25 protein-coding genes are annotated in these 24,061 nt (G+C 37.8%); 24 read left to right on the forward strand and 1 reads right to left on the reverse strand.

Features of this window, described 5'->3' with window-relative positions; all coding sequences use genetic code 11:
- The first annotated feature begins 59 nt into the window (after positions 1 to 59).
- From dnaJ to deoC, 5 genes are all read left to right on the forward strand, one after another.
- Positions 60 to 1,181: a molecular chaperone DnaJ gene (gene dnaJ / locus MHB53_RS25390; RefSeq protein WP_340924018.1), complete on the forward strand. Its 1,122-nt coding sequence runs from the start codon at positions 60 to 62 to the stop codon at positions 1,179 to 1,181.
- A gap of 21 nt (positions 1,182 to 1,202) precedes the next feature.
- Complete coding sequence (gene prmA / locus MHB53_RS25395; protein WP_340924019.1) at positions 1,203 to 2,141, forward strand: 50S ribosomal protein L11 methyltransferase; 939 nt, start codon at positions 1,203 to 1,205, stop codon at positions 2,139 to 2,141.
- A gap of 12 nt (positions 2,142 to 2,153) precedes the next feature.
- Positions 2,154 to 2,906 carry a 16S rRNA (uracil(1498)-N(3))-methyltransferase gene (locus tag MHB53_RS25400; RefSeq protein ID WP_340924021.1) on the forward strand — a complete coding sequence of 251 codons (753 nt, stop codon included), beginning with the start codon at positions 2,154 to 2,156 and terminating at the stop codon, positions 2,904 to 2,906.
- A gap of 4 nt (positions 2,907 to 2,910) precedes the next feature.
- Positions 2,911 to 4,263, forward strand: a complete 1,353-nt coding sequence (gene mtaB, locus MHB53_RS25405) for a tRNA (N(6)-L-threonylcarbamoyladenosine(37)-C(2))-methylthiotransferase MtaB (protein ID WP_340924023.1) — start codon at positions 2,911 to 2,913, stop codon at positions 4,261 to 4,263.
- A 270-nt stretch (positions 4,264 to 4,533) separates the two neighbouring features.
- Positions 4,534 to 5,205 carry a deoxyribose-phosphate aldolase gene (gene deoC, locus MHB53_RS25410; protein ID WP_340924024.1) on the forward strand — a complete coding sequence of 224 codons (672 nt, stop codon included), beginning with the start codon at positions 4,534 to 4,536 and terminating at the stop codon, positions 5,203 to 5,205.
- A 108-nt stretch (positions 5,206 to 5,313) separates the two neighbouring features.
- On the opposite strand, the gene MHB53_RS25415 is transcribed toward deoC, so the two are convergent.
- Positions 5,314 to 6,246 (reverse strand): Na/Pi symporter, encoded by a 933-nt coding sequence (locus MHB53_RS25415; RefSeq protein ID WP_340924026.1) that lies wholly within the window; start codon positions 6,244 to 6,246, stop codon positions 5,314 to 5,316.
- A 179-nt stretch (positions 6,247 to 6,425) separates the two neighbouring features.
- Here MHB53_RS25415 and rpsU point away from each other — a divergent pair, with 179 nt between their 5' ends.
- The 19 genes from rpsU (at position 6,426) to MHB53_RS25510 (ending at position 24,013) form a co-directional block, all read left to right on the forward strand.
- Positions 6,426 to 6,599 (forward strand): 30S ribosomal protein S21, encoded by a 174-nt coding sequence (gene rpsU, locus MHB53_RS25420; protein WP_340924028.1) that lies wholly within the window; start codon positions 6,426 to 6,428, stop codon positions 6,597 to 6,599.
- 14 nt (positions 6,600 to 6,613) lie between these two features.
- The gene (locus MHB53_RS25425) at positions 6,614 to 7,060 is read left to right on the forward strand and encodes a GatB/YqeY domain-containing protein (RefSeq protein WP_340924030.1); all 447 of its coding nucleotides are present in this window, start codon (positions 6,614 to 6,616) and stop codon (positions 7,058 to 7,060) included.
- A 182-nt stretch (positions 7,061 to 7,242) separates the two neighbouring features.
- Positions 7,243 to 8,544 carry an NfeD family protein gene (locus tag MHB53_RS25430; RefSeq protein ID WP_340924032.1) on the forward strand — a complete coding sequence of 434 codons (1,302 nt, stop codon included), beginning with the start codon at positions 7,243 to 7,245 and terminating at the stop codon, positions 8,542 to 8,544.
- Between the two features lie 45 nt (positions 8,545 to 8,589).
- The gene (floA, locus tag MHB53_RS25435; RefSeq protein ID WP_340924993.1) at positions 8,590 to 9,591 is read left to right on the forward strand and encodes a flotillin-like protein FloA; all 1,002 of its coding nucleotides are present in this window, start codon (positions 8,590 to 8,592) and stop codon (positions 9,589 to 9,591) included.
- A gap of 34 nt (positions 9,592 to 9,625) precedes the next feature.
- The gene (locus tag MHB53_RS25440) at positions 9,626 to 10,111 is read left to right on the forward strand and encodes a hypothetical protein (protein ID WP_340924034.1); all 486 of its coding nucleotides are present in this window, start codon (positions 9,626 to 9,628) and stop codon (positions 10,109 to 10,111) included.
- 82 nt (positions 10,112 to 10,193) lie between these two features.
- Positions 10,194 to 10,478, forward strand: coding sequence for a sporulation protein YqfC (gene yqfC / locus MHB53_RS25445; protein WP_340924037.1), 285 nt, complete (start codon positions 10,194 to 10,196; stop codon positions 10,476 to 10,478).
- Between the two features lie 3 nt (positions 10,479 to 10,481).
- Positions 10,482 to 11,678 (forward strand): sporulation protein YqfD, encoded by a 1,197-nt coding sequence (gene yqfD, locus MHB53_RS25450; RefSeq protein WP_340924040.1) that lies wholly within the window; start codon positions 10,482 to 10,484, stop codon positions 11,676 to 11,678.
- Between the two features lie 3 nt (positions 11,679 to 11,681).
- Complete coding sequence (locus MHB53_RS25455; protein WP_340924043.1) at positions 11,682 to 12,656, forward strand: PhoH family protein; 975 nt, start codon at positions 11,682 to 11,684, stop codon at positions 12,654 to 12,656.
- Positions 12,657 to 12,778: 122 nt separating this feature from the next.
- A complete protein-coding gene (locus MHB53_RS25460) occupies positions 12,779 to 14,968 on the forward strand; it encodes an HD family phosphohydrolase (RefSeq protein ID WP_340924046.1) in 2,190 nt (729 codons plus the stop codon).
- Positions 14,955 to 15,422 carry an rRNA maturation RNase YbeY gene (gene ybeY, locus MHB53_RS25465; RefSeq protein ID WP_340924048.1) on the forward strand — a complete coding sequence of 156 codons (468 nt, stop codon included), beginning with the start codon at positions 14,955 to 14,957 and terminating at the stop codon, positions 15,420 to 15,422. Before MHB53_RS25460 ends, ybeY begins: the two co-directional genes overlap by 14 nt.
- Positions 15,406 to 15,789 carry a diacylglycerol kinase family protein gene (locus tag MHB53_RS25470; protein ID WP_340924050.1) on the forward strand — a complete coding sequence of 128 codons (384 nt, stop codon included), beginning with the start codon at positions 15,406 to 15,408 and terminating at the stop codon, positions 15,787 to 15,789. Before ybeY ends, MHB53_RS25470 begins: the two co-directional genes overlap by 17 nt.
- Before the next feature lie 427 nt (positions 15,790 to 16,216).
- Positions 16,217 to 16,615 (forward strand): cytidine deaminase, encoded by a 399-nt coding sequence (locus tag MHB53_RS25475; RefSeq protein WP_340924052.1) that lies wholly within the window; start codon positions 16,217 to 16,219, stop codon positions 16,613 to 16,615.
- Positions 16,608 to 17,522, forward strand: coding sequence for a GTPase Era (gene era, locus MHB53_RS25480; protein WP_340924055.1), 915 nt, complete (start codon positions 16,608 to 16,610; stop codon positions 17,520 to 17,522). The genes MHB53_RS25475 and era overlap by 8 nt, the downstream gene beginning before the upstream one ends.
- A gap of 264 nt (positions 17,523 to 17,786) precedes the next feature.
- Entirely contained in the window at positions 17,787 to 17,930 is a 144-nt protein-coding gene (locus tag MHB53_RS25485; RefSeq protein WP_340924058.1) for a YqzL family protein, read from the forward strand.
- Between the two features lie 57 nt (positions 17,931 to 17,987).
- Positions 17,988 to 18,740, forward strand: a complete 753-nt coding sequence (gene recO / locus MHB53_RS25490) for a DNA repair protein RecO (protein ID WP_340924061.1) — start codon at positions 17,988 to 17,990, stop codon at positions 18,738 to 18,740.
- Between the two features lie 335 nt (positions 18,741 to 19,075).
- Positions 19,076 to 19,972, forward strand: coding sequence for a glycine--tRNA ligase subunit alpha (glyQ, locus tag MHB53_RS25495; RefSeq protein ID WP_340924064.1), 897 nt, complete (start codon positions 19,076 to 19,078; stop codon positions 19,970 to 19,972).
- Positions 19,965 to 22,028, forward strand: coding sequence for a glycine--tRNA ligase subunit beta (gene glyS, locus MHB53_RS25500; protein WP_340924066.1), 2,064 nt, complete (start codon positions 19,965 to 19,967; stop codon positions 22,026 to 22,028). The genes glyQ and glyS overlap by 8 nt, the downstream gene beginning before the upstream one ends.
- 324 nt (positions 22,029 to 22,352) lie before the next feature.
- Positions 22,353 to 23,159, forward strand: a complete 807-nt coding sequence (locus MHB53_RS25505; RefSeq protein ID WP_445661484.1) for a pyruvate, water dikinase regulatory protein — start codon at positions 22,353 to 22,355, stop codon at positions 23,157 to 23,159.
- Positions 23,160 to 23,614: 455 nt separating this feature from the next.
- Complete coding sequence (locus MHB53_RS25510; protein ID WP_340924069.1) at positions 23,615 to 24,013, forward strand: YaiI/YqxD family protein; 399 nt, start codon at positions 23,615 to 23,617, stop codon at positions 24,011 to 24,013.
- The last annotated feature ends 48 nt before the right edge of the window (positions 24,014 to 24,061 follow it).

The following is a 24,061-nucleotide window of genomic DNA, read 5'->3' on the forward strand; positions in this document are numbered from 1 at the left end:
TCTCCATGTCCTATGTGTTAAAATATACGTTATGTGAAAAGATTCGGGAGTGGGTAAATATGAGTAAACGAGATTATTATGAAGTGTTGGGTGTAGCGGAAGGTGCATCCAAAGATGAGATTAAAAAAGCATATAGACGCCTATCGAAAAAGTATCATCCAGATATTAATAAAGATCCTGGCGCCGATGAAAAGTTTAAAGAACTTACTGAAGCATATGAAATATTGAATGATGATCAAAAGCGTGCCCAATATGATCAGTTTGGACATCAAGGACCTCAAGGTTTTGGTGGAGGCGGTTCGGACTTTGGCGGTGGCTTTGGTGGCTTTGAAGATATCTTTAGTACATTTTTTGGTGGCGGTGGTGGGCGACGAGACCCTAACGCGCCAAGACAAGGATCAGATCTTCAATACACCATGTCACTTACATTTGAAGACGCTGTTTTTGGTAAAGATACGACAATTGAAATACCGAGAGACGAGTCGTGTGAGACATGTGACGGTAGTGGTGCAAAACCGGGTACAAAACCTGAGACATGTTCACATTGTAATGGTAGTGGGCAATTGAATGTGGAACAAAACACACCTTTTGGTCGCATCGTAAATCGTCGTGCATGTAACCATTGTCAAGGAACCGGAAAAATCATTAAAGAAAAATGCCGTACATGTGGTGGAGACGGCACAGTAACTAAGCGTAAGAAAATCAATGTGAAGGTACCTCAAGGTATTGATGATGGCCAACAAATGAGAGTGACTGGACAAGGGGAGCCGGGCGTTAATGGTGGACCTCCAGGGGATCTTTATGTGGTTTTCCATGTGCGTGATCATGAATTCTTTGAGCGTGATGGTGATGATATCTATTGTGAAATGCCAATCACATTTGTTCAAGCCGCTTTAGGTGATGAGATTGAGGTTCCTACTTTATATGGTAAAGTGAAATTGAAAATTCCAGCTGGTTCACAGACAGGAACAAGATTCCGCTTACGTGGGAAAGGCGTGAAAAACGTCAGAGGATATGGTACAGGTGATCAACATATACTTGTGAAAGTGATTACGCCTACCAATTTAACAGAACAGCAGAAGACAATGCTACGTGAATTTGCCGATGTAAGTGGAAATGTGCCAGATGAGCAACATGAAAGTTTCTTTGATAAAGTAAAACGCGCTTTTAAAAGCGAGTAACGATGATTGGGGTCTGGTGCAATGAAATGGACTGAAATAAGCATTCACACTACGAATGAAGCGGTTGAGCCTATATCTAATATCCTCCACGAGACTGGAGCGAGTGGAGTTGTAATTGAGGACCCGGCTGAGTTAAGTAAAGAACGCGTAGATCAATTTGGGGAAATCTATGATTTGAATCCAGCGGACTACCCTGATGATGGTGTTATTATTAAAGCGTATATGCCAGTCAACAGCTTTATGATTGAAACGATTGAGGCGATTAAGCAGGGAGTAACGGATCTTTCAAGTTTTGATATTGATATTGGTAAAAATCATGTTACTACAACAGAAGTAAATGAAGAAGACTGGGCCACGGCGTGGAAGAAATACTATACCCCAGTAAAAATATCGGAAACTTTTACTATTGTACCGACTTGGGAAGAATATGAACCAAGTACAAAAGAAGAATTGATCATTGAGCTTGACCCAGGTATGGCCTTTGGCACAGGCACACATCCAACAACGGTGATGTGCATCCAGGCGTTAGAGAGAACGGTTAAACAGGATGACTTTGTTGTAGATGTTGGCACAGGTTCGGGGGTGCTTAGTATTGCTGCTGCTTTATTAGGAGCGAGCAATGTAATGGCACTTGATTTGGATGAAGTAGCTGTAAAAGCGGCCCGTGAAAATGTGGAGTTAAACCAATTAGCTGATCAAATAACAGTAAAGAAAAGCGATTTACTTCATGGACGGGCAGAGCGAGCGGATGTTGTAGTAGCTAATATTTTGGCTGAAGTTATTATGAAGTTAACAGAAGATGCTGCAAAGACAGTGAGAAAAAATGGCTATTTTATTACTTCTGGAATTATTCAGCAGAAAAAATTAGAGGTGAAAGATGCCATTATCGCTGCTGGATTTGACATTGAAGAAACACTTGTCATGGAAGATTGGGTTGCATTCATAGCAAGAAGGAAATAATGGGGTGGAATGATGCAACGTTATTTTATCAATGAGCCTTTTACAAACCAAACAACGGTGAAAATATTCGGGGATGATTACCACCATATTGTTCGTGTGATGCGCATGAAAGATGGAGATGAATGTCGTGTCGTTGTAGACAATGGAAAAGTGGCAACAGCGGTCATTGCTCGAATAACAGATGAATTTGTAGAAGCAAATGTCGCTTTATGGGAAGAAGAAATGAAAGAATTGTCGGTTCATGTTGTCATTGCGAGCGGACTGCCTAAAGGCGACAAATTAGAATGGATCATTCAAAAAGGGACAGAATTAGGGGCAGCTGAATTTGTCCCTTTCATTGCTGACCGCTCCATTGTAAAATGGGAAGAGAAAAAAGCGGTGAAGAAACTAGAACGTTGGAAAAAGATTGCTAAAGAAGCAGCGGAACAATCGCATCGGCAAATCTTACCTACAGTGCATGCACCATTAACTTTCAAAAACCTTATTCAATTGAGTGAACAATTCGAACAAAAAGTTGTTGCTTATGAAGAAGTAGCAAAAGACGGGGAACAAAGTAATTTTGCAAAAGTGTTGAGCGTGACCAAGCCTGGGAACAAAGTTTTAGTCGTTTTTGGACCTGAGGGTGGGCTTACAGAAAAAGAAGTAAATGAACTTCAAACACATGGCTTTGAAATATGTGGACTTGGCCCGAGGATTATGAGAACGGAAACGGCGCCATTATATACATTGGCAGCTATTTCCTACCATTTTGAATTAATGAGGTGATTTTATGTCTCTTGTTGCATTTCATACATTAGGTTGTAAAGTGAACCATTATGAAACAGAAGCAATATGGCAATTATTTAAAAATAACGGGTATGATCGCGTTGAATTCGAAGCTAGAGCGGATGTATATGTAATCAATACTTGTACAGTAACGAACACAGGTGATAAGAAAAGTCGACAAGTAATTCGACGCGCAGTTCGTAGTAATCCAGATGCGGTTATTTGTGTAACGGGTTGTTATGCGCAAACATCGCCAGCAGAAATCATGGCAATTCCTGGAGTTGATGTAGTTGTCGGTACGCAGGATCGCGTGAAGATGCTTGAGTATATTGAGCAGTTTAAGGAAGAAAGACAACCAATTAACGGTGTCGGCAATATAATGAAAAATCGTGTATATGAAGAGTTGGATGTTCCGGCATTTACGGATCGCACGCGCGCTTCCTTGAAAATTCAAGAAGGGTGTAATAACTTTTGTACATTTTGTATCATTCCATGGGCACGGGGCTTAATGCGCTCTCGTGATCCAAAAGAAGTCATTCGCCAAGCTCAGCAACTCGTTGAAGCTGGATATAAGGAAATTGTACTTACTGGTATCCATACTGGAGGATATGGTGAGGATATGAAGGATTATAATTTAGCTGCGCTCTTACGCGATTTAGAAGCCCAGGTTCATGGACTAAAAAGAATCCGAATTTCTTCGATTGAAGCAAGTCAACTAACAGACGAAGTGATTGATGTCATTGATAAATCAAATCTTGTTGTTAGACATTTACATATTCCACTACAATCTGGCTCGAATACTGTTTTGAAAAGAATGCGTCGTAAATATACGATGGAATTTTTCGCTGAGCGCTTGCAATTGCTAAAAAAGGCATTGCCTGGACTCGCTGTTACATCTGATGTGATTGTTGGTTTTCCTGGTGAAACAGAGGAAGAATTTATGGAAACATATCAATTTATTAAAGAACATCAATTTTCAGAGCTTCATGTTTTCCCTTATTCGAAGCGTACAGGGACACCTGCTGCAAGAATGCCAGATCAGGTTGATGAGAATATTAAAAATGGCCGTGTACACCGGTTAATTTCCTTGTCAGATCAATTGGCCAAGGAGTACGCCTCTCGCTTTGAAAACGAAGTGCTTGAGGTTATTCCAGAAGAGGCTTATAAAGAAAATCCAGAAAGTGGATTGTACGAAGGCTATTCAGACAATTATTTGAAAGTTGTTTTCGAAGCAACCGAGGATATGGTTGGTAAAATTGTTAAAGTGAAAATTACTAAAGCAGGTTATCCTTATAATGAAGGACAATTTGTTCGTGTATTGGATGATAGTCAAGATCTGAAATCACTTGTCATATAAAAAATGAAACTGCAGTTATATGCTGCAGTTTTTTTGACATAGTTTTCGGGGGAGTTCTTAATGTAGCTTGGTACGCAGTTGTTTTTTAGCCTCGTTTTAAATCACACAGAACGTGTACACGACGGTAGGGTTCTAGTTATAAACATCTGCCCCTCTATTCGTGTTTTAAGCGTCTCTGTGGCTAAGAGGAAGCTGTTGAATAGATAACCTTTTTCTGAAAAAGCTACAGATAATATAAAAAATGATTCAAAATAGGAAGGAGATTTTTTAATGTCAAAAAATATTGCACAAATGATTGATCATACTTTACTAAAGCCCGATGCAAAGCTGGAGGAATTAAAAATACTATGCAGTGAAGCAGAAAAATATCAATTTGCTTCGGTATGCGTTAATCCTACATGGGTAGATTATGCAAGTAGTTTATTAAAAGAAACAGACGTAAAAGTTTGTACTGTGATCGGATTTCCTTTAGGAGCCAATACGCCGGAAACTAAAGCTTTTGAAACGAAGAATGCTGTTGAGCATGGTGCACAAGAAATTGATATGGTTATAAATATAGGTGCATTGAAAAGCGGTAATATTGAACTTGTAAAAAAGGACATTATCGCTGTTTGCTCAGCTGCAAAAGATAAAGCGTTAGTAAAAGTTATTATTGAGACCTGTCTTTTGACGGACAAAGAAAAAACGCAAGCTTGTGAAATAGCTAAAAATGCAGGCGCTGATTATGTCAAAACCTCTACTGGCTTTTCAACTGGAGGAGCAACCATTGAAGATGTTGCACTTATGAGGAAAGCAGTGGGACAGGAATTAGGTGTTAAGGCATCTGGAGGTGTAAGAAGCTTAGATGATGTAAAAAAAATGATAGAAGCTGGAGCAACAAGAATCGGTGCAAGCTCAGGCGTTGCAATCGTGCAAGGTCTGTCTAGTGAAACGGATTATTAAGCACGATCTTTAACTTTCTTTAAAGTTTAAGCATAGACTGATTTGCTAATCAGATGGGGAAAGAATCCCCATCTGATTCCCTGATGTTTCAGCTTTTCTGAAACAAATTCATTTTGGAGTTTTTTTTCCGTGCATCCTCATAATGAAATTCCCGAATTGCTTCGCAAATGGCAGCACAAGCAAGGAGCAAGTTATGTTGAAAATGACGCTGGCATGTGCAAGTTGAATATCAGATGACATAGCAATGATGCTGCTTACACTTGCTAACACTGGGATTAAAGGGAAAAATAATAAAGCACCACCAATATTTAGCCACATATGGGCATATGCTGTGAGCCGGGCTTCACTACCGGCTCCAATGCTCGCAAGAAGAGCAGTAGCACATGTTCCGATATTAGAGCCGATCATGATGGCAATACCAGTTTCGAGTGGAAACAATCCTGCTGCAAGAAAACTCATTGCAATACCAGTCATCACTGTGCTTGATTGAATGAGACCTGTAAGCATCATTCCGGTAGTAAACGCAATGAATATATGGTCACTCATAAAAAGGATAAGATTTTGTACATAATCAATTTTTGCTAATGGTCCTGACAGCCACTCGAAACCGTTCATAGCAGCAAAAATAATTCCGATACCTAATAAAATGAAACCACTGCTTTTAATTTTGTAGTCTCGAAAAAGTTGCATGATACTTCCTATGACAAAAAGAGGAATAATTATTTTTGACATATCAAAAGTAAGGAACTCAAGGGTGATGGTTGTCCCAATATTAGTGCCAAGTATAATCCCAATCGTTTGCGGAAAAGAGAGGATCCGGGCTGAAACCAGTCCTACGGTAATCACTGTCACTGCCGAACTACTTTGAAGGATTGCCGTCATGAAAATACCGGCAAAAAGACCTTTAATAGGTGAGCTAGTTACATTTCGCAGCCACTTCTCCATCGCGCTACCCGATAAATTATATAGGCCAATTCTCATCCATGTCATACCAAGTAAAAAGCAACCTGCCAAAACCAAGAATAGCAATATATAAAGCATGTCCTTCACCTCAATTAAAGGTATGATTATTAATCATTAGACATGCGAAATTTGAGAAAAACTCCTAACAAGTCAATAAAGATTGTTGACCTGCTAATAGGCTTATATTATAATTGCAAAGTACATGGGTTTCCATGTGTGAACATGTTATTGCTTTGTTCGGAGGGAGGGAAAGAGAGATGTCAAAAACTGTCGTTCGAAAAAACGAATCACTTGAAGATGCTCTTCGCCGCTTCAAACGTACTGTTTCCAAAAGTGGAACAATACAAGAAAGTAGAAAGCGCGAGTTTTATGAAAAGCCGAGTGTGAAACGTAAAAAGAAATCTGAAGCTGCTAGAAAGCGCAAGTTCTAAAAGAGGGTGCACAAATGAGTCTTCTTGAGCGTTTAAATGAAGATATGAAACAAGCGATGAAAAACAAAGCAAAAGAAAAGCTCTCTGTTGTTCGAATGTTAAAGGCCGCCTTGCAAAATGAATCTATTAAGCTTGGCAAGCAAGTTTTAACGGAAGAAGATGAGTTGACAGTCCTTTCTCGCGAAGTAAAGCAACGCAAAGACTCCCTCCAGGAATTTGAAAATGCAGGTCGTCAAGATCTTGCTCAAAAAATTCAAACTGAACTTGCTTATGTAGATTATTATTTGCCTAATCAATTTTCTGAGGCGGAAGTGGAAGCTGTTGTCCTTGAGGCGATTGCAGAAACTGGAGCATCTACAAAAATTGATATGGGCAAAGTGATGACGGTACTTATGCCGAAAGTCAGAGGGAAAGCAGACGGGTCACTCGTCAATAACCTTGTCCAAAGGCATCTATCATAATTAGCAGTTAACCAAGCCGATAAGCATCCGTTTGCTTATCGGCTTTTCATATGACAAAGGGATATAAAGAGTGTTTTAGATGGGAATCATATATAATAATGATAATGCGATAAAATTTTTGAAACCTTTACATCTTCTGAACGTAATAATAATACATATGTTTCGAGAGGGGAGGGGTTTGAGTGAAAAAAATATTAGTCGTTATTTGCATTCTCGCAGCGGGATTATTATCCATGTTACCGGCTCAAGCTAGTAATGATGGAGCGAATGTATATGTTATCCCAATCAAAGATGATGTCGAAAAAGGATTGAATGCATTTATCGATAGGGCAATTAGGACAGCTGAAGAGGGTAAAGCGGATTTAATTATTTTTGATATGAATACACCTGGGGGAGCAGTTGACGCAGCTCGGGATATCGGAAATCGCATTTCTAAAACAGATGTGCCAACAGTTACTTTTGTTAATTCCTGGGCTATTTCCGCGGGCTCATATATCGCTTTACACACAGATAAAATATACATGACGCCTAATGCTGTAATGGGTGCGGCGGCAGTAATTAATCAACAAGGAAATACAGCTGGTGAAAAAGCAGAAAGTATGTGGCTTGCTGCAATGGAAGGTGCAGCCAAGCAAGGCGGCCGTGATCCCGATATTGCTAAAGCAATGGCAAACGGCGATATCGATCTACCCGATCTGAAAAAAAAGGGTGATCTATTGACATTGGAGTCAGACCAAGCATTAAAAGTAGGTTATTCTGAAGGTACAGTGAAAAATACAGATGAATTGCTTCAGAAGCTTGGCTACCCAGATGCTAACATCCATACTGTGGAATCTACTTTTGCGGAATCATTTGCAAGATTTATCACTAACCCGGTAGTTGTCCCAATCCTTTTATCCATTGCTAGCCTTGGCCTTGTATTGGAATTGTATTCTCCAGGGTTTGGATTGTCAGGTGGAATGGGAATCAGTGCATTACTTTTATTTTTTTACGGTCATTATACCGCAGGCCTTGCGGGATATGAATCGATGGTATTGTTCATTCTAGGTATTGTTCTAATTGTAGCGGAGTTTTATCTCCCAGGAGGTATTGCCGGACTTCTGGGTGCTGTAGCAATCATCGGCAGTATATTAATGGCAGGTGGGAATATAGTCCATATGGCTATATCCATTATTATCGCCTTGTTTTTAGCTGTATTATCAATCATTATAATGGTAAAGGTGTTTGGTAAACGTATGAATATATTCAAACGACTCATTTTAACTGATTCAACGAATACAGAAAGTGGCTATGTTTCAAATGTCAATCGCCTAGAATTGATTGGGCGTGAAGGAATGACAGTGACAGCACTAAGACCATCCGGTACAGCGAAAGTTGACGATGAGCGTCTTGATGTTATCGCTGAAGGTAGCTTTATTGAAAGTAATACAGCTGTAAAAGTAATAAAAGTGGAAGGTTCACGAATTGTAGTACGAGAATTATGATAAAATGATATGTATAAAGAGGAGGAAATAAGTATGGATTTGGGTATGGTTTTAGGTCCTGATACGGTATTTCTATTAGTGGCAATCGTAATCGGAATCATTGTTCTTGCAATTCTATTTACATTTGTTCCAATTGGTCTTTGGATTTCAGCCATCTCGGCTGGAGTTAAAGTGGGGATATTTACATTAATTGGAATGAGATTGAGACGGGTTATTCCCGGTCGTGTAATCAACCCACTTATTAAAGCGCATAAAGCTGGTCTAAGTGTTTCTACAAATCAGTTGGAGAGTCATTATCTAGCTGGTGGTAACGTCGACAGGGTAGTAAATGCTTTGATTGCAGCACAACGCGCAAACATTGATTTGGTGTTTGAACGTGCGGCAGCTATTGATCTTGCAGGTCGTGACGTGCTAGAAGCTGTACAAATGAGTGTAAATCCTAAAGTTATTGAAACGCCATTTATAGCGGGTGTGGCAATGAATGGGATTGAAGTGAAGGCTAAGGCAAGAATAACAGTACGAGCTAACATCGATCGTCTAGTCGGTGGTGCTGGTGAAGACACTGTAATCGCTCGTGTTGGTGAAGGGGTTATATCTACAATTGGTTCTAGTGCGACGCATGAAAGAGTGCTTGAGAATCCAGATTCGATTTCACGTACAGTTCTTTCAAAAGGGCTTGATGCTGGAACAGCATTCGAAATCCTTTCGATAGATATTGCTGATGTTGATATCGGCAAAAATATCGGTGCTCAACTACAAACGGATCAAGCGGAAGCAGATAAGAAAATTGCTCAAGCGAAAGCGGAAGAAAGAAGAGCGATGGCTGTTGCTAATGAACAAGAGATGAAAGCCAAGGTAGAAGAAATGAGAGCGAAAGTAGTTGAAGCAGAAGCAGAAGTTCCGCTTGCAATGGCAGATGCTCTTAAATCTGGTAATCTAGGCGTTATGGATTATTACTCGTTGAAAAATATTGATGCAGATTCAGATATGAGAGATTCAATCGGACGAATGACTCAATCGAACGATACTAAAAAAGATCTGGACTAAAAGTTATCTAACCGAATGAAAGGGGGTAACTCCTTTGGAACAATTTTTGTTGTTTGTTATCATAGGGATTATAAGCTTGGTGCTAAAAGGCAAGAAAGCAAAACCTGAACAAGAACAACGCAGTCCGGCACAAAGACAATCAACGATTCAACCTACACACTCAAACATGGAGCAGCGTAGAGATATTAATAGAACTCCAGCAACTCCTTCGAGTGCACATGGAGCTGATCGCCAGTTTCAGCGTTTAGAGGAAATAGCAGAAAACTTGCTTACAAAAGCAAAACCCAAAATAATAAATAAACAAGAAGAGCTTCACCTTGAAATGGAAGAAATGAAGCGAAAAGAAGAAATTAATCGCACTAAGGCTACAAATGTTCGTGCTGTACATTCAAGTAATGGGCATAAAACAGAACAAGAAGTAAGCATTCCATTTCAATCTAAAGATATATTAAACGGAATTATTATGGCGGAGGTTTTGGGGCCGCCTAGGTCTAAGAAACCTTATCGTCGTAGATATTGATGTAATATCTTCTGATCTGTAAATAACTGTGATGAAACCCCCTTTCTACTCATACATATGAGAGGAAAGGGGGTTCTTTTTTATGGCCAAAAAGTGGACTCATAGCTTGCGGAAGTGGGTAGCGTCTAAAATGGACCTTCCTGCTGATGTTATGATGGATTTGCCCCGCGTTACAATGGTAGGGCAATTACACATCTATATAGAAAATCATAGGGGCCTCCTTATTTTTACTGATAGTGAGCTAAGGCTTCTGTTAAAACAAGGGCAGCTGCTAATTAAGGGAAAATCATTTGTTATTAAAACCATTCTGCCAGAGGAATTATTATTAGAAGGAAAAATAGAAGAGGTTCATTATCTACATGAATAGGAGATGAGAGAGTTGAAGAATCAATGGTTTACATTCTTATCTGGCAGGGTGTTAGTGAATGCTCAAGGTAGTGGATTAGAGCGGTTGATCAATAAACTCGCTCGCTCTAACATTGCTTTGTGGAAATTGAAAAAGAAAACAAATGAGGAACTCTTATTTTATATTGCTCTTGGTGATTTACATAAATTAAGAAAAGTTGTTCGCGGCTCTGATTGTCACATTTCCTTTTTGCGTGGGGAGGGTATCCCCTTTTTATGGAAACGCACGAAAAAAAATAGTGGTTTCGCTTTTGGGCTTTTTCTTTCTATTGTTTTAATATTATTATTGTCTAATATTACTTGGGGCATTCATATCGAAGGAGCTAATCCTGAAACGGAGCATAAAATCCGCAGAGAGTTAAATGCACTTGGAGTAAAGGTAGGGACTTTCCATTTTTTGAATGATGATCCGGAAATGATTCAGAAAAAGTTATCGGATAGAATAGAGAATTTGACTTGGATTGGTGTAGAGTTAAAAGGGACAACCTTTCATTTTAAGGTAGTTGAGAAAACAGAACCGGAGCTAATTGAGGAGAAAAGTCCAGCTCATCTTGTTGCAAAGAAAAAGGCAATTATTTCTCATATGTTTATTGAAAAGGGGAAGTCGTTAGTAAAAATTCATCAATATGTTGAAAAAGGGCAAATGCTTGTTTCCGGTACGATTGGAAATGAAGACAAGCAGGTGAATATTCCGGCACGAGGAGAAGTTTGGGGGCATACATGGTATAATTCTAAAGTTGAATTTCCGTTGGAGTCATCGTTTCAAGTTTATAGTGGCGAGGAAAAAAGAATCCATTCATTGGAAATAGGTAAGCTGAATATTCCTGTTTGGGGTTTTGGAAAAATACCTTTCTCTAAATATGAAACCGAAAAGGAAGAGCATGATTTACACTTTTTAGGGTGGAAACTTCCTATCAAATATGTGGATAAAACGTTACGGGAAAAAGAAGAAAGTCACAGATCATTAACGAAAAAAGAAGCAATTGAAGCAGCTAAGGAATTAGCGAAAAGAGATTTAAAAATAAATATTCCGGAAGATGCTCGCCTTGATAAAGAATATATTTTGCATGAAGATGTAGAGAATGGTAAAGTTAAACTATCAATAAATTTCCAGGTGATTGAAAATATTGCTGAAGAAAAAACAATCATTCAAGGGGACTAGCGAATGTCAGAAGAATTGAAAGCTCAACAAATGGAGTTAGAAAATGCTAATGAAGCATTGATTTTATTCGGCAATGCCGATATCAACTTGAAAATGTTAGAAAAAGAATTTAATGTAGCGATTGTAACTCGTGGAGAAACGGTGAATGTCACAGGCGAGAGTGACTCTGTTATTATGGCTGTGGAAACACTTAAACAATTACTACGTGTTATTCGTAGTGGTGTCCATATTACTGAGCGGGATGTTTCATACGCCGTTCAATTAGCCAACCAGGATAAGATAGAATACTTCTCGGAGCTTTACGAAGAGGAAATAGCCCGAAATATTCATGGGAAGGCTATTCGGATTAAAACATTAGGCCAACGATATTATATCGATGCCATAAAAAAAAGAGATCTCGTATTTGGGATTGGTCCAGCGGGTACCGGAAAAACATATCTCTCTGTAGTAATGGCTGTAAACGCCTTGAAAAAAAATCAAGTTAATAAAATAATTTTAACTAGACCTGCTGTTGAAGCTGGTGAAAGTTTAGGATTTTTACCAGGAGATCTTAAAGAAAAGGTAGATCCGTATTTAAGACCTTTATATGATGCCCTTCATGATGTCCTAGGAGCGGAGCATACCCAAAGGCTTATAGATAGGGAAACGATTGAAATAGCGCCACTGGCGTATATGAGAGGCCGAACGCTAGATGATGCTTTCGTTATTTTAGATGAGGCGCAAAATACGACTCAAGCGCAAATGAAAATGTTTCTAACTAGACTTGGTTTTGGGTCTAAAATGGTGATAACTGGTGATGCAACACAAGTTGACTTGCCTAAAGGTGCCAAGTCTGGCCTCGCCGCTGCGGAATCTATCCTCAATGGTGTGAATGGCGTTGCTTTTATACACCTAACCCAAAATGATGTGGTGCGACATCCACTTGTGGCACGTATTATCGAAGCATATGAGCGGATCGACGAAAAACCCGGACAATGAGCTCCGGGTTTTTCTGTGTTTTTGAATAAATGGCAAATTACGGATGTATTCTATAGCAAAAACTGCTATTATCTTACATAGGTAATTATATTTTGGGGGTTATAGCAGTTAGGGGGAGTTTTATGGACTTTCAAGTATATATAAGCAAAATACGAAAAATATTAGGTTATAAGGTTTTTACATCGATTATTTATGGCCTGCTGGCAATCGTATTATTTGTCATTTTATATCACAATGTTAAGCCAGAAACATATGACATGGAACTTTTTTCAGTCGCGGAAAATACAATACGCGCACCTAAGACGGTGGAAGATGAAGTGAAAACCGAAGAAGAAAGAGTAAATGCTGCTGAAGAAGTTGAAAAGGTTTACGTGATGAAAAAAGAAATGGCACAAAATAGGGTGCTATTGTTAACGTCGATATTTGATTTCGTAAAAGAAACAAATCAAGAGTTTGATCGATTAAGAGAAAATGAAAAAGAAAAAAATCAAGATAAAGAAGCCGATAACGCAACGATTCAACCGAGGCTAACATTATTAAAAACAAAATTAACAGAAAATGTTTCAGAGGATATTACAAATTCTATATCAGATAAAATTTTAACCTCATTACTTGAAACTGATGCTACTTTGCGGGATCAAACAAAAGAAGCAGTCATTTCTAATGTAGAGACAGTGATGAATGAGAGAATCCGAGAAGAACAAATCGTTAAAACAAAAGAACATCTTGCGAACCGGATAAAGGCGGTTGAACTTCCAGTCGCAATGGAAGATGCAGCATTACAGTTGGGACAGTACGCGATTATAGCGAATGATTTATATGATCCAGACTTAACAGAAGAAAGGAAAAAACAGGCAATGCAGGGTGTGGAACCTGTGAAAATTCTCCAAGGTCAAATTATTGCACAAGAAGGCCACTTAATTGATCGAGAAACATATCGACAATTAGAAATGTTGGGTCTACTAAAAAATAATCCAACGCCGAAGCCGTTAATTGGTCTTGCTATTTTTGTTGTCATTGCCATTGGAACCATCTACATTCACTTTTCTAGGGTCCAAAGATCGGAAGAGAAAAAACAAAGTTATTTAATGCTTGTTAGTTTAATATTTATTTGTTCCTTACTAATCATGAAAATAATTGGATTAATGGAAGCGGTAAATGTTTATAATATCGCTTATATATTTCCAGCGGCCATGGCGCCAATGTTAATCAAAATTTTGCTGAATGAACGCTTCGCGCTGATTATGACTATTCTAATGGCCGCCTGCGGAAGTATAGTATTCAATGATGGGATTTCTGGTACAATTGATGTGGAAATAGCTGTTTATATTTTATTTAGCGGGTTGGCAGGTGTTTTATTTTTATCTGGTAGGAATGAAAGACACCAAATATTACGCTCAGGGATGTTTATATCTGGGGTAAATATTTTACTTATATTTTTCTTGCAGCTAATAGGAAGCGGGCAATTTACAGCAGTTGAATATACTTATTATGTCATATTCGCTGTGGTTTCCGGTGTGGTTTCAGCTATTTTGACAATTGGTCTTCTACCGTTTTTTGAAGCCGGATTTGGCATGTTATCAACTATTCGATTAATAGAGCTTTCCAGTCCAAATCACCCACTAATAAAGAAAATACTTACCGATGCACCAGGAACATATCATCATAGTGTAATGGTTGCCAATCTAGCCGAATCAGCATGCGAGGTAATTGGAGCAAATGGACTATTAGCGCGAGTAGGTTGCTATTATCACGACGTTGGTAAAACAAAGCGACCACATTTTTTCATAGAAAATCAAATAAATATTGAAAATCCGCATAATCAACTTCCCCCTGAAACGAGTAAAGATATTATCATTTCGCATGTATGTGATGGGGTTGCGGAATTGAAAAAACATAAACTGCCTAAAGAAATTATTGATATTGCGGAACAACATCATGGCACAAGTTTATTGAAATTTTTCTATTACAAAGCAAAAGAAAAAAATGATAAAATTAGTGAAAAGGAATTTAGATATCCTGGTCCTAAGCCGCAAACAAAAGAGGCAGCAATCATAAGTCTTGCAGATAGCGTTGAAGCAGCTGTAAGATCTATGAATCAGCCGACGCCCGAAGAAATTCGATCGCTTGTGCACAATATTATGCAAGACAAACTAGTAGACGGACAGTTTAATGAATGTGATCTCACACTAAAAGAAATTGAAGTGGTAAACAAGACATTTTGTGAGATATTAAACGGGATTTTTCATTCTAGAATTGAATATCCTGATTTTAAACAAAAAAAGGTGGTGAGTGGAAATGCTACAAATTGATATTATTGATGAAACGCAAAAGCTAACAGAAGAGCATATGGATATGATGGAAGGAATTTTGAATTATGCGGCGATTCAAGAGGGAGTAGAAGAAGGCAGTGAAGTATCAGTAACGATCGTGTCGAATCAAGAAATCCAAGAAATAAATAAAACATATCGAGGGAAAGATCAACCAACTGATGTGATTTCATTTGCTATGGAGGAACTTGGGGAAGGTGAGATAAAAGTCATTGGGGAAGGAATCCCGCGTGTGCTAGGTGATATTATTATATCTTTTGAAAAAACCAAAGAGCAGGCTGATGCGTACGATCATACTTTTAGTCGAGAACTAGGATTTCTAGCTATACATGGTTTATTACATTTACTAGGGTATGATCATCTAAATAAGGATGATGAACAGAGAATGTTTTCCAGACAAAAAACGATTCTAGATGGATATGGCCTTGAAAGATAAGCGTAGTTTTTTCGGACGACTAGCTGCATCTTTCAAATATGCTTTTCAAGGTTTATCGCATGTGATAAAGAAAGAAAGGAATTTCCAAATCCATCTGGTGATAGCGACATTAATTATTCTATTATCTATTATTTTGGATCTAAATAGGTTTGAGTGGATTGTTATCCTATTATCTATTTGCGGTGTCCTCGTACTTGAGCTTATTAATTCAGCCATAGAGCGAGTAGTTGACCTTATAACGCTTGATACAAACCCTTTAGCTAAGCAAGCAAAAGACATTTCCGCTACTGCGGTCCTACTATGTGCGATTACGGCCGCAATCATTGGATTTATCATATTAGGACCAAAGCTACTCGCATTGTGGTAAGCTAGCATAAGCGCCCGTTAATCGGCCCACAGGATGCGGTCTGTCAACGTCGCCACAGGACGTAGCGATGTTAGTTGACGTTTCTTACCCGTATGAGATATATGAAACACAGCGTGAGTGTATCGTGTTGACTTGGCCGTAAGTAGGGGAGTCCACTGGTTGTTGGCCGTGTGGCGCCAGCGGTACTAGTACGTGTGCGTCGAAGCTAAATACTAAAAAATGCTACCATCTGGTAGTGTTTTTTTTGCCTGAAAAGCTTGCCGAATTTGAATATGATGGGCGAGTAGGATAAAATGTTTCCACAGGCCATTCGTTTTTAAATATCTTTAATTAAAGTTTAAATTATCAAAAAACTTTTCGATATTCTATAACTTTTTCTTGAAAATGTAGTAAAATGAAAATATGACGTTGAAGGAGTAACAAACAGATGAATGTGGAAGAATTAATCAAGGAAGCGGAAGCGGCTAGAGATAAAGCATATGTTCCATATTCACAATTTCCAGTTGGTGCTGCCTTGTTATCAGCAGCTGGAAAGGTCTATCATGGTTGTAATATTGAGAATGCAGCTTACGGCCTTTGTAATTGTGCGGAACGTACCGCAATATTTAAAGCAATTTCTGAAGGAGATAGAGAATTTACAATGTTAGCAGTTACGGCTGATACTAAGCGTCCTGTCCCCCCGTGTGGAGCATGTAGACAAGTGATTGCAGAATTATGCCCTAAAGATATGAAAGTGATATTATCTAATGGCAGAGGAGAAATGAAAGAAGTAACTGTTGAAACCTTATTACCCTTTGCTTTTTCACCGGAGGATTTATATGAATAATAATAAACCAACATTTAAATCAGGCTTTATTTCTATTATCGGCAGGCCAAATGTAGGGAAATCAACATATTTAAATCGTGTGATTGGCCAAAAAATTGCGATTATGAGTGATAAAGCGCAAACAACTAGAAACAAGGTTCAAGGTGTGTTAACAACTAATGAAGCACAGATGATTTTTATTGATACACCTGGGATTCATAAGCCAAAGCATAAGCTAGGCGATTTTATGATGAAAATCGCTATTAACACGTTAAAGGAAGTAGATTTAGTCCTCTTTATGATTAATGCAAAGGAAGGATTCGGACGCGGGGATGAATTTATTATTGAAAAACTGCAGGGGCTTTCGACACCTGTTTTTCTCGTAATCAATAAAATTGATCAGATTGAACCTGACGAATTGTTCCCGTTAATAGAGCAGTATAAAGAAAAGTATAAATTTGCTGAAGTCCTACCAATTTCGGCTCTTGAAGGAAATAATGTGGATCGATTGCTTGAACAAATTTTACTGCAAATGCCAGAAGGTCCTCAATATTATCCAGCAGATCAAATTACAGATCATCCGGAACGATTTATTGTATCAGAACTGATCCGGGAGAAGGCACTCCACCTAACAAGGGAAGAAATCCCACATTCGATTGCTGTTTTGATAGAAAAGATGGAGCAGAAAGCTGATCAAGATATTGTACATGTAATGGCAACGATCATTGTTGAACGCGATTCACAAAAAGGAATAGTAATTGGTAAGCAAGGTAAAATGTTGAAGGAAATAGGTCAGCGCGCACGACTGGATATTGAACATTTACTTGGTTCCAAAGTATTTTTAGAACTCTGGGTGAAGGTGCAAAAGGATTGGAGAAATAAAGCATCGCATTTAAGGGATTTTGGATTTAAAGAAGATGAATATTAAGCCTGTACGATGAACGATCAAAACATAGTTTTTCTTACAAAAAATTCATGAATAAGCTGTACACACTGGCTTTCTGTCTGAATGGCTATTTATTCAATGAACCTTGTAAATAATTGATTTTGCACACAGAAATGAGTAATGTGCTTATGTTGAATAAGTAATTGGGTATATTAACATATTTTACGTTGTATCTTCCTTGTCCTTACGGAAAAAGTAAACATGTAAAGAAAGAATTATTTCAAAACATGGAAAGGCGGGAATAAAATGTATGAATTCACGTGGAGAGTTTTTAAAGAAACAGGTAATGTAGATATCTACTTACTTCTGAAGGAACTTGAAAAAGAAGAGCATATGAGTATTCTGCCGTATATGGAAAATGGACCTGAAATAGACTATCCTGTTACTTAATTTCATCCTGTTCTGCCCTGAATTGCGGACATTCGCTAAGAAAGGGAAGATGTGTAGATGTTGCAAAAATACGAGGGAATCATTATTCGAACAACTGATTATGGTGAATCACATAAGATTGTTGTTATTTACAGCAGAGAAGCTGGGAAAATTGCAGGGATGGCTAGGGGAGCAAAAAAACCGAGTAGCCGTCTAGCTGGAGCTTCTCAGCTCTTTACATATGGTCACTTCCTTATCCAATCGGGACGAGGATTAGGTACAATGCAGCAAGCGGAAATGATATCTTCCTTAAGAGCGATTAGAGAAGATATATTTAAGACCGCTTATGCTGCTTATGTAGTTGATTTACTTGATAAAAGCACAGATGAAAATGAACGAAATCCTTTTTTATTTGAACTGCTATCACAAACCTTGCATTATATAAATGAAGGTCATGACCCAGATATTGTTACACATATTTTTGAAATGAAGATGTTAAGTGTCATTGGGTTATATCCCGAGATGGGAAAATGTGTGATGTGTGGAAATACGGAGGCACAATTCGGTTTTACGATAAAAGAAAACGGCTTAATATGTCATCAATGTTTTGATAAAGACCCGCATTTTTTACCGTTATCACAAAATGCGGTAAAACTTTTAAGAGTATTTTATTTTTTTGATATGCAAAGGCTTGGATCTATTTCGGTGAAACCTGAAACGAAAAAAGAATTGAAACAGTTCTTTGATTTATATTATGATGAATTTTCTGGTCTTCAACTTAAATCAAAACGTTTTTTAGATCAATTAGATAATCTTAAAGGCAAGATTTAGACGATTATCATTGACAAATCGATATCAATCGGCTATTTTCTAATATAGGACTAATTATATAAGTTGTGTTGAAAGAAATTAGTACTTGGTCATATTCATGCATAGCGATTTCGGGATAGTGTGAGCCGGAGGATGGAGGAGCAAGGAAGGCATTCTGGAGCAACATCATTTAAAGTTGGCCGTTAATCATACGGCAAATAGGGTGGAACCGCGGGTAAAATCTCGTCCCTATGCTTACAAACATAAGCATAGGGACGAGATTTTTTGTTTTTCCAAAATGTTATTTAAAAAAAGTATTTTTGCTTTTCTATGTAAAACTGAAAGGGTGGTCAGTAATGAATATTCAAGAAATGATTTTAGCTTTACAAAAACATTGGTCAGACTATGGATGCATTCTTATGCAAGCCTATGATGTAGAAAAAGGTGCTGGGACAATGAGCCCTTTTACTTTTCTTCGGGCAATTGGTCCGGAGCCTTGGAATGTTGCTTATGTAGAGCCATCTCGCCGACCGGCAGACGGTCGTTATGGAGAAAACCCGAATCGTTTGTACCAGCATCATCAATTTCAAGTAATCATGAAACCTTCTCCTGAAAATATTCAGGAAATGTATTTGGATTCTTTACGAGTAATTGGAATTGAACCATTAGAGCATGATATTCGCTTTGTAGAAGATAATTGGGAGAATCCTTCACTTGGCTGTGCTGGCCTAGGATGGGAAGTTTGGTTGGATGGTATGGAAGTAACGCAATTTACTTATTTCCAACAAGTTGGCGGCCTTGAATGTAGGCCGGTATCTGTAGAATTAACATATGGGATTGAAAGACTTGCATCATATATTCAAGATAAAGAAAATGTATTTGATTTAGAATGGACGGAAGGCTTTACAGTCAGAGATATTTTTTATCAACCTGAATATGAGCATTCTAAATATGCCTTTGAAACATCAGATCAAGATATGCTGTTAAATCTTTTCAATATATATGAGACAGAATCAAAAAAACAAATGGAAGCGGGACTTGTTCACCCTGCTTATGATTATATTTTGAAATGTTCACATGTGTTTAATTTACTTGATGCAAAAGGTGCAGTTTCAGTAACAGAAAGAACCGCCTATATTGGTCGAATGCGAAAAATGGCCCGTGAGGTGGCAAAAACATTTTACGATGAAAGGGAAAAGCTTGGTTTTCCTATTTTAAATGGACAAGTAAAGGAGGAAAACAATCATGAATAATCGAGATTTATTGCTTGAAATCGGGATAGAAGAAATGCCTGCAAGATTTATTCTTGGTGCAGTTGACACTTTTGAAAAAAAGATGCTCTCATGGCTGGATGAGAATAGGATAGTACATGGAGAAATCCAGGCTTTTTCCACTCCAAGAAGAATAGCAATTCTAGTTAAAAATGTTGCAGAATTCCAACAGGATATGGAACAAGAAGCAAAAGGACCAGCGAAGAAAGTAGCGTTAGATCAAGACGGAAATTGGTCAAAGGCTGCGATTGGTTTCAGTCGATCACAAGGTGTGAATGCCGAAGACATATTTTTTAAAGAATTAAAAGGTGTTGAATATGCCTATGTAAAAAAGTTTACTAAAGGTAAAGGAACAATGACATTGCTCCCTGAAATGGGAGATTTAATTAAGTCCCTTCATTTTCCTAACAATATGCGATGGGGAGATTTGGACATTCGTTTTCTTCGACCAATTAGATGGATTGTAGCATTATTTGGTCAAGAAATAATACCCTTTTCGGTTGCAAATATACATGCTAGTGCAAAAACGGATGGACATCGCTTTTTAGGTAAAAAAATAGAATTGTCTACACCAGCGGATTATGAAAATGTGTTGCAAGGTCAATATGTGATTGCTGATTATCAGACTAGGCTGCAAATGATAAAAGAACAAATTACGAAATTAAGTGAGGATAAACGATGGTTCATTCCAGAGGATAACGATCTTATGTCCGAAGTGACTAACTTAGTCGAGTATCCAACCGTTTTCGCGGGCGCCTTTCATGAAGACTTTCTCCAACTCCCTGAAGAAGTACTAATCACATCTATGAAAGCACATCAACGCTATTTTCCTGTAAAGGATGAAGCTGGTGCATTACTTCCTTATTTTATCGGAGTACGAAACGGCAATGAGAATCATATCGAAACGGTTACTAGAGGAAATGAAAAAGTATTAAGGGCAAGATTGGCGGATGCTGATTTCTTTTATAAAGAAGATCAAAAAATGCTTATAGAACAATCGTTAATGAAACTGGATGCAATTATTTATCATGAAAAAATTGGAACATTAGCCGAAAAAGTCCATCGAATTCGCAAGATAGCTGTTGAACTAACTGGAATGATCGATCTACCTGAAGAAGTGAAACAACGCACAGATCGGGCAGCAGAAATAAGTAAATTTGATCTTGTAACAAATATGGTTAATGAATTTCCTGAATTACAAGGAATCATGGGAGAGAAATACGCACTGCAACAAGGGGAAAATCCAGAAGTTGCTAAGGCAGTCAATGAGCATTATCAACCAAGGCATGCGGATGATACGGTACCGGCATCCACAATTGGAGCGCTAGTAAGTATTGCAGATAAATTAGATTCTATCGTAACTTCATTTGCAATTGGGTTGATTCCTACGGGCTCCCAAGATCCTTATGCGTTGCGTAGACAAACGACAGGAATTATCCACATTTTATTAGAAAAGAATTGGAATATATCTTTAACTGATTTATTGGAAAAGGCAATTAGAATTACGAGTAATAGTTTGGACGTTAAGGATGACCTATTTCCACAACTTCGCCAGTTCTTTAAACTACGAATAAAATATATCCTTCAAGAGGAAGGAATTCGTCATGATATTGTCGAATCAGTGCTGGAAGGAGAATTTAATAGCGTTCCTGATATTGTAGGGCGTGCTAAGGCATTAGACATGATGAAAGAGGATGAGAAATTTAAGGAAACGATTGAATCGCTTTCCCGTGTCTTGAATATTGCGAGTAAATGTCGAGAGGGACTAACGGTAAATCCGACATTATTTGAAAATAACTATGAAAAAGCATTATATGAAAAGTGGCAGGCACTACAAGAAGTATCCGTATCAGAGCTAAAACCTGCGGACAGACTAGTGTCTTTGGCATCATTACAACCATCGATATCAGCATACTTTGAGCATACAATGGTTATCGCTGAACAAGAGACACTAAAAGATAATCGTTTATCTCAAATGAAACAATTGGCCAATTTGATTGGTGCCTATGCAGCGATGAATATTATACAAGTAAAGTAATTAGGAATGTTTAAAAAGTCCGGTAAAAATTGTTGTCGAATTTCGTTGTCAGCTTGCTTCCTAGAACTTTGACGATGGCAAGTCCTAGTACCGATGTTTTGGCTATCTTAATCGGTCTCGATTCTATTTATCCACCTTTTTGAACACGTAATAAAAAGAGTTTTGAGCTTGTTTATATAGAAGCAAGCTCAAAACTTTATTTTAAGGAAGAAAGTATAAGTTTTTATAAATGGCGTTTCCATTTCTAGCTTCGACATACAGGGATGTACTAGTGCCGACGCCACAGGACGTGGCGATCTAAGGTGGTTAGGGGAGGTTATTATAGTGGTATGTCCTATCATTTATGTTGTTTCAGACTCTATTGGTGAAACGGCGGAATTAGTGACAAAAGCTGCGATTAGCCAATTTTATGGTGTAAATGTAAAATTTAGACGCTACCCATTTGTGGAAGATTTGGATCATATCAATGAAGTCCTCACCATGGCAAAAAATGATCAAGGAATGGTTGTTTATACGTTAGTAAAGCCGGATATTCGGGCATATATGAAGGAGAAAGCGGTGGAACAACAGATCAATGCGATTGATGTTATGGGACCTTTTATGGATATTTTCGAAAAAACATTTGAGAGAGCGCCATTAAATGAACCAGGACTTGTTCGTCAATTGGACGAAGATTATTTTAAAAAGATTGAAGCAGTAGAATTCGCTGTTAAATATGATGACGGCAGAGATCCTCGTGGGTTGTTAAAAGCGGATATTATACTCATTGGGGTTTCTCGAACATCTAAAACGCCACTTTCTCAATATCTTGCACATAAAAGGTATAAGGTTGCTAATGTGCCGATTGTTCCAGAGGTAGATCCGCCTAAGGAGTTATTTACAGTTGACCCTAGTCGGTGCATTGGATTAAAAATTAGTCCGGAAAAGCTAAATAGTATTAGACGTGAAAGGCTTCTTTCGCTTGGATTAGACGATAAGGCTAATTATGCTAATATCGAAAGAATTAAGCGAGAAATCGCATATTTTGATAAAATATCTGCAAAATTAGATTGTACAGTCATCGATGTTACTAATAAGGCAGTTGAAGAGACAGCAAATATTATTATTAATAATATCCAAAAAAAAATGTAAAAGCACAATATGGTTGTGTTTTTTTAGGGACTTCCAACTGGTGTAAGTGATGTGGCAACGCTTTTAATCTTGCTTACAAACAAGAGGAGGTCTTTAAAAAAGGATACATGATAATAATTGCGATGACTTAATGTATCATCTGCAATAACGTTGAATCCTTTATCGCTTTTCTTTAAAGCATATATATAGTCAAATAGACCAAAATAAGATATAATAAAAAATTGGGTTGAAAATACATAAATTAGGTTTAGAGCTGTCTATTAGTGAATAAACTAGTTATTACGTTCACAAAAAAGTCAACTTTAAGGAAAATTCGACATACAATCTCACTATTCCTTAAAAAGTTTCAAAAAAAGAAGGAATATATGGAGTGATGTAGAATTAATAACGATACTAAGAAAAATTCAATTATATTTGTAGATGCGGACGCGTGTCCGGTTAAAACAGAAATTTCGATGATAGCTAAAGAAAAGAATTGGCACACACGTTTTATTGCTTCTTTTGACCATATACCGAATGAAGAGAGTAAAAACGGTGAATGGTCTTTTGTTGACCCAGGGAGAGACTCTGTTGATTTGTATATCTTAAATTGGATAAAAAATGGAGATGTATTGATCACACAGGATATCGGATTGGCTAGCCTAGTACTGCCGAAAGGTGTTTATGCACTTTCACCGAGGGGAACGGAATACAAGGAAGAAACAATAAATACATTATTGGATTTTCGATTTTTATCTGCAAAAGCAAGAGAAAGAGGAGTATATGGAAAGGGGCCTAGTCCATACTCAAAAGAAGATCGGATAAACTTTCAGCAAGCATTGCAAAGGTTATTGTCGAAAATTGAAGGAGTATAGAAATTTTCGTCGAATAAGTTACTGATATATTAATTTTGATGGAGATGT

The sequence above is a fragment of the Bacillus sp. FSL K6-3431 genome (assembly GCF_038002605.1).
Lineage (GTDB): Bacteria > Bacillota > Bacilli > Bacillales > Bacillaceae_C > Lederbergia.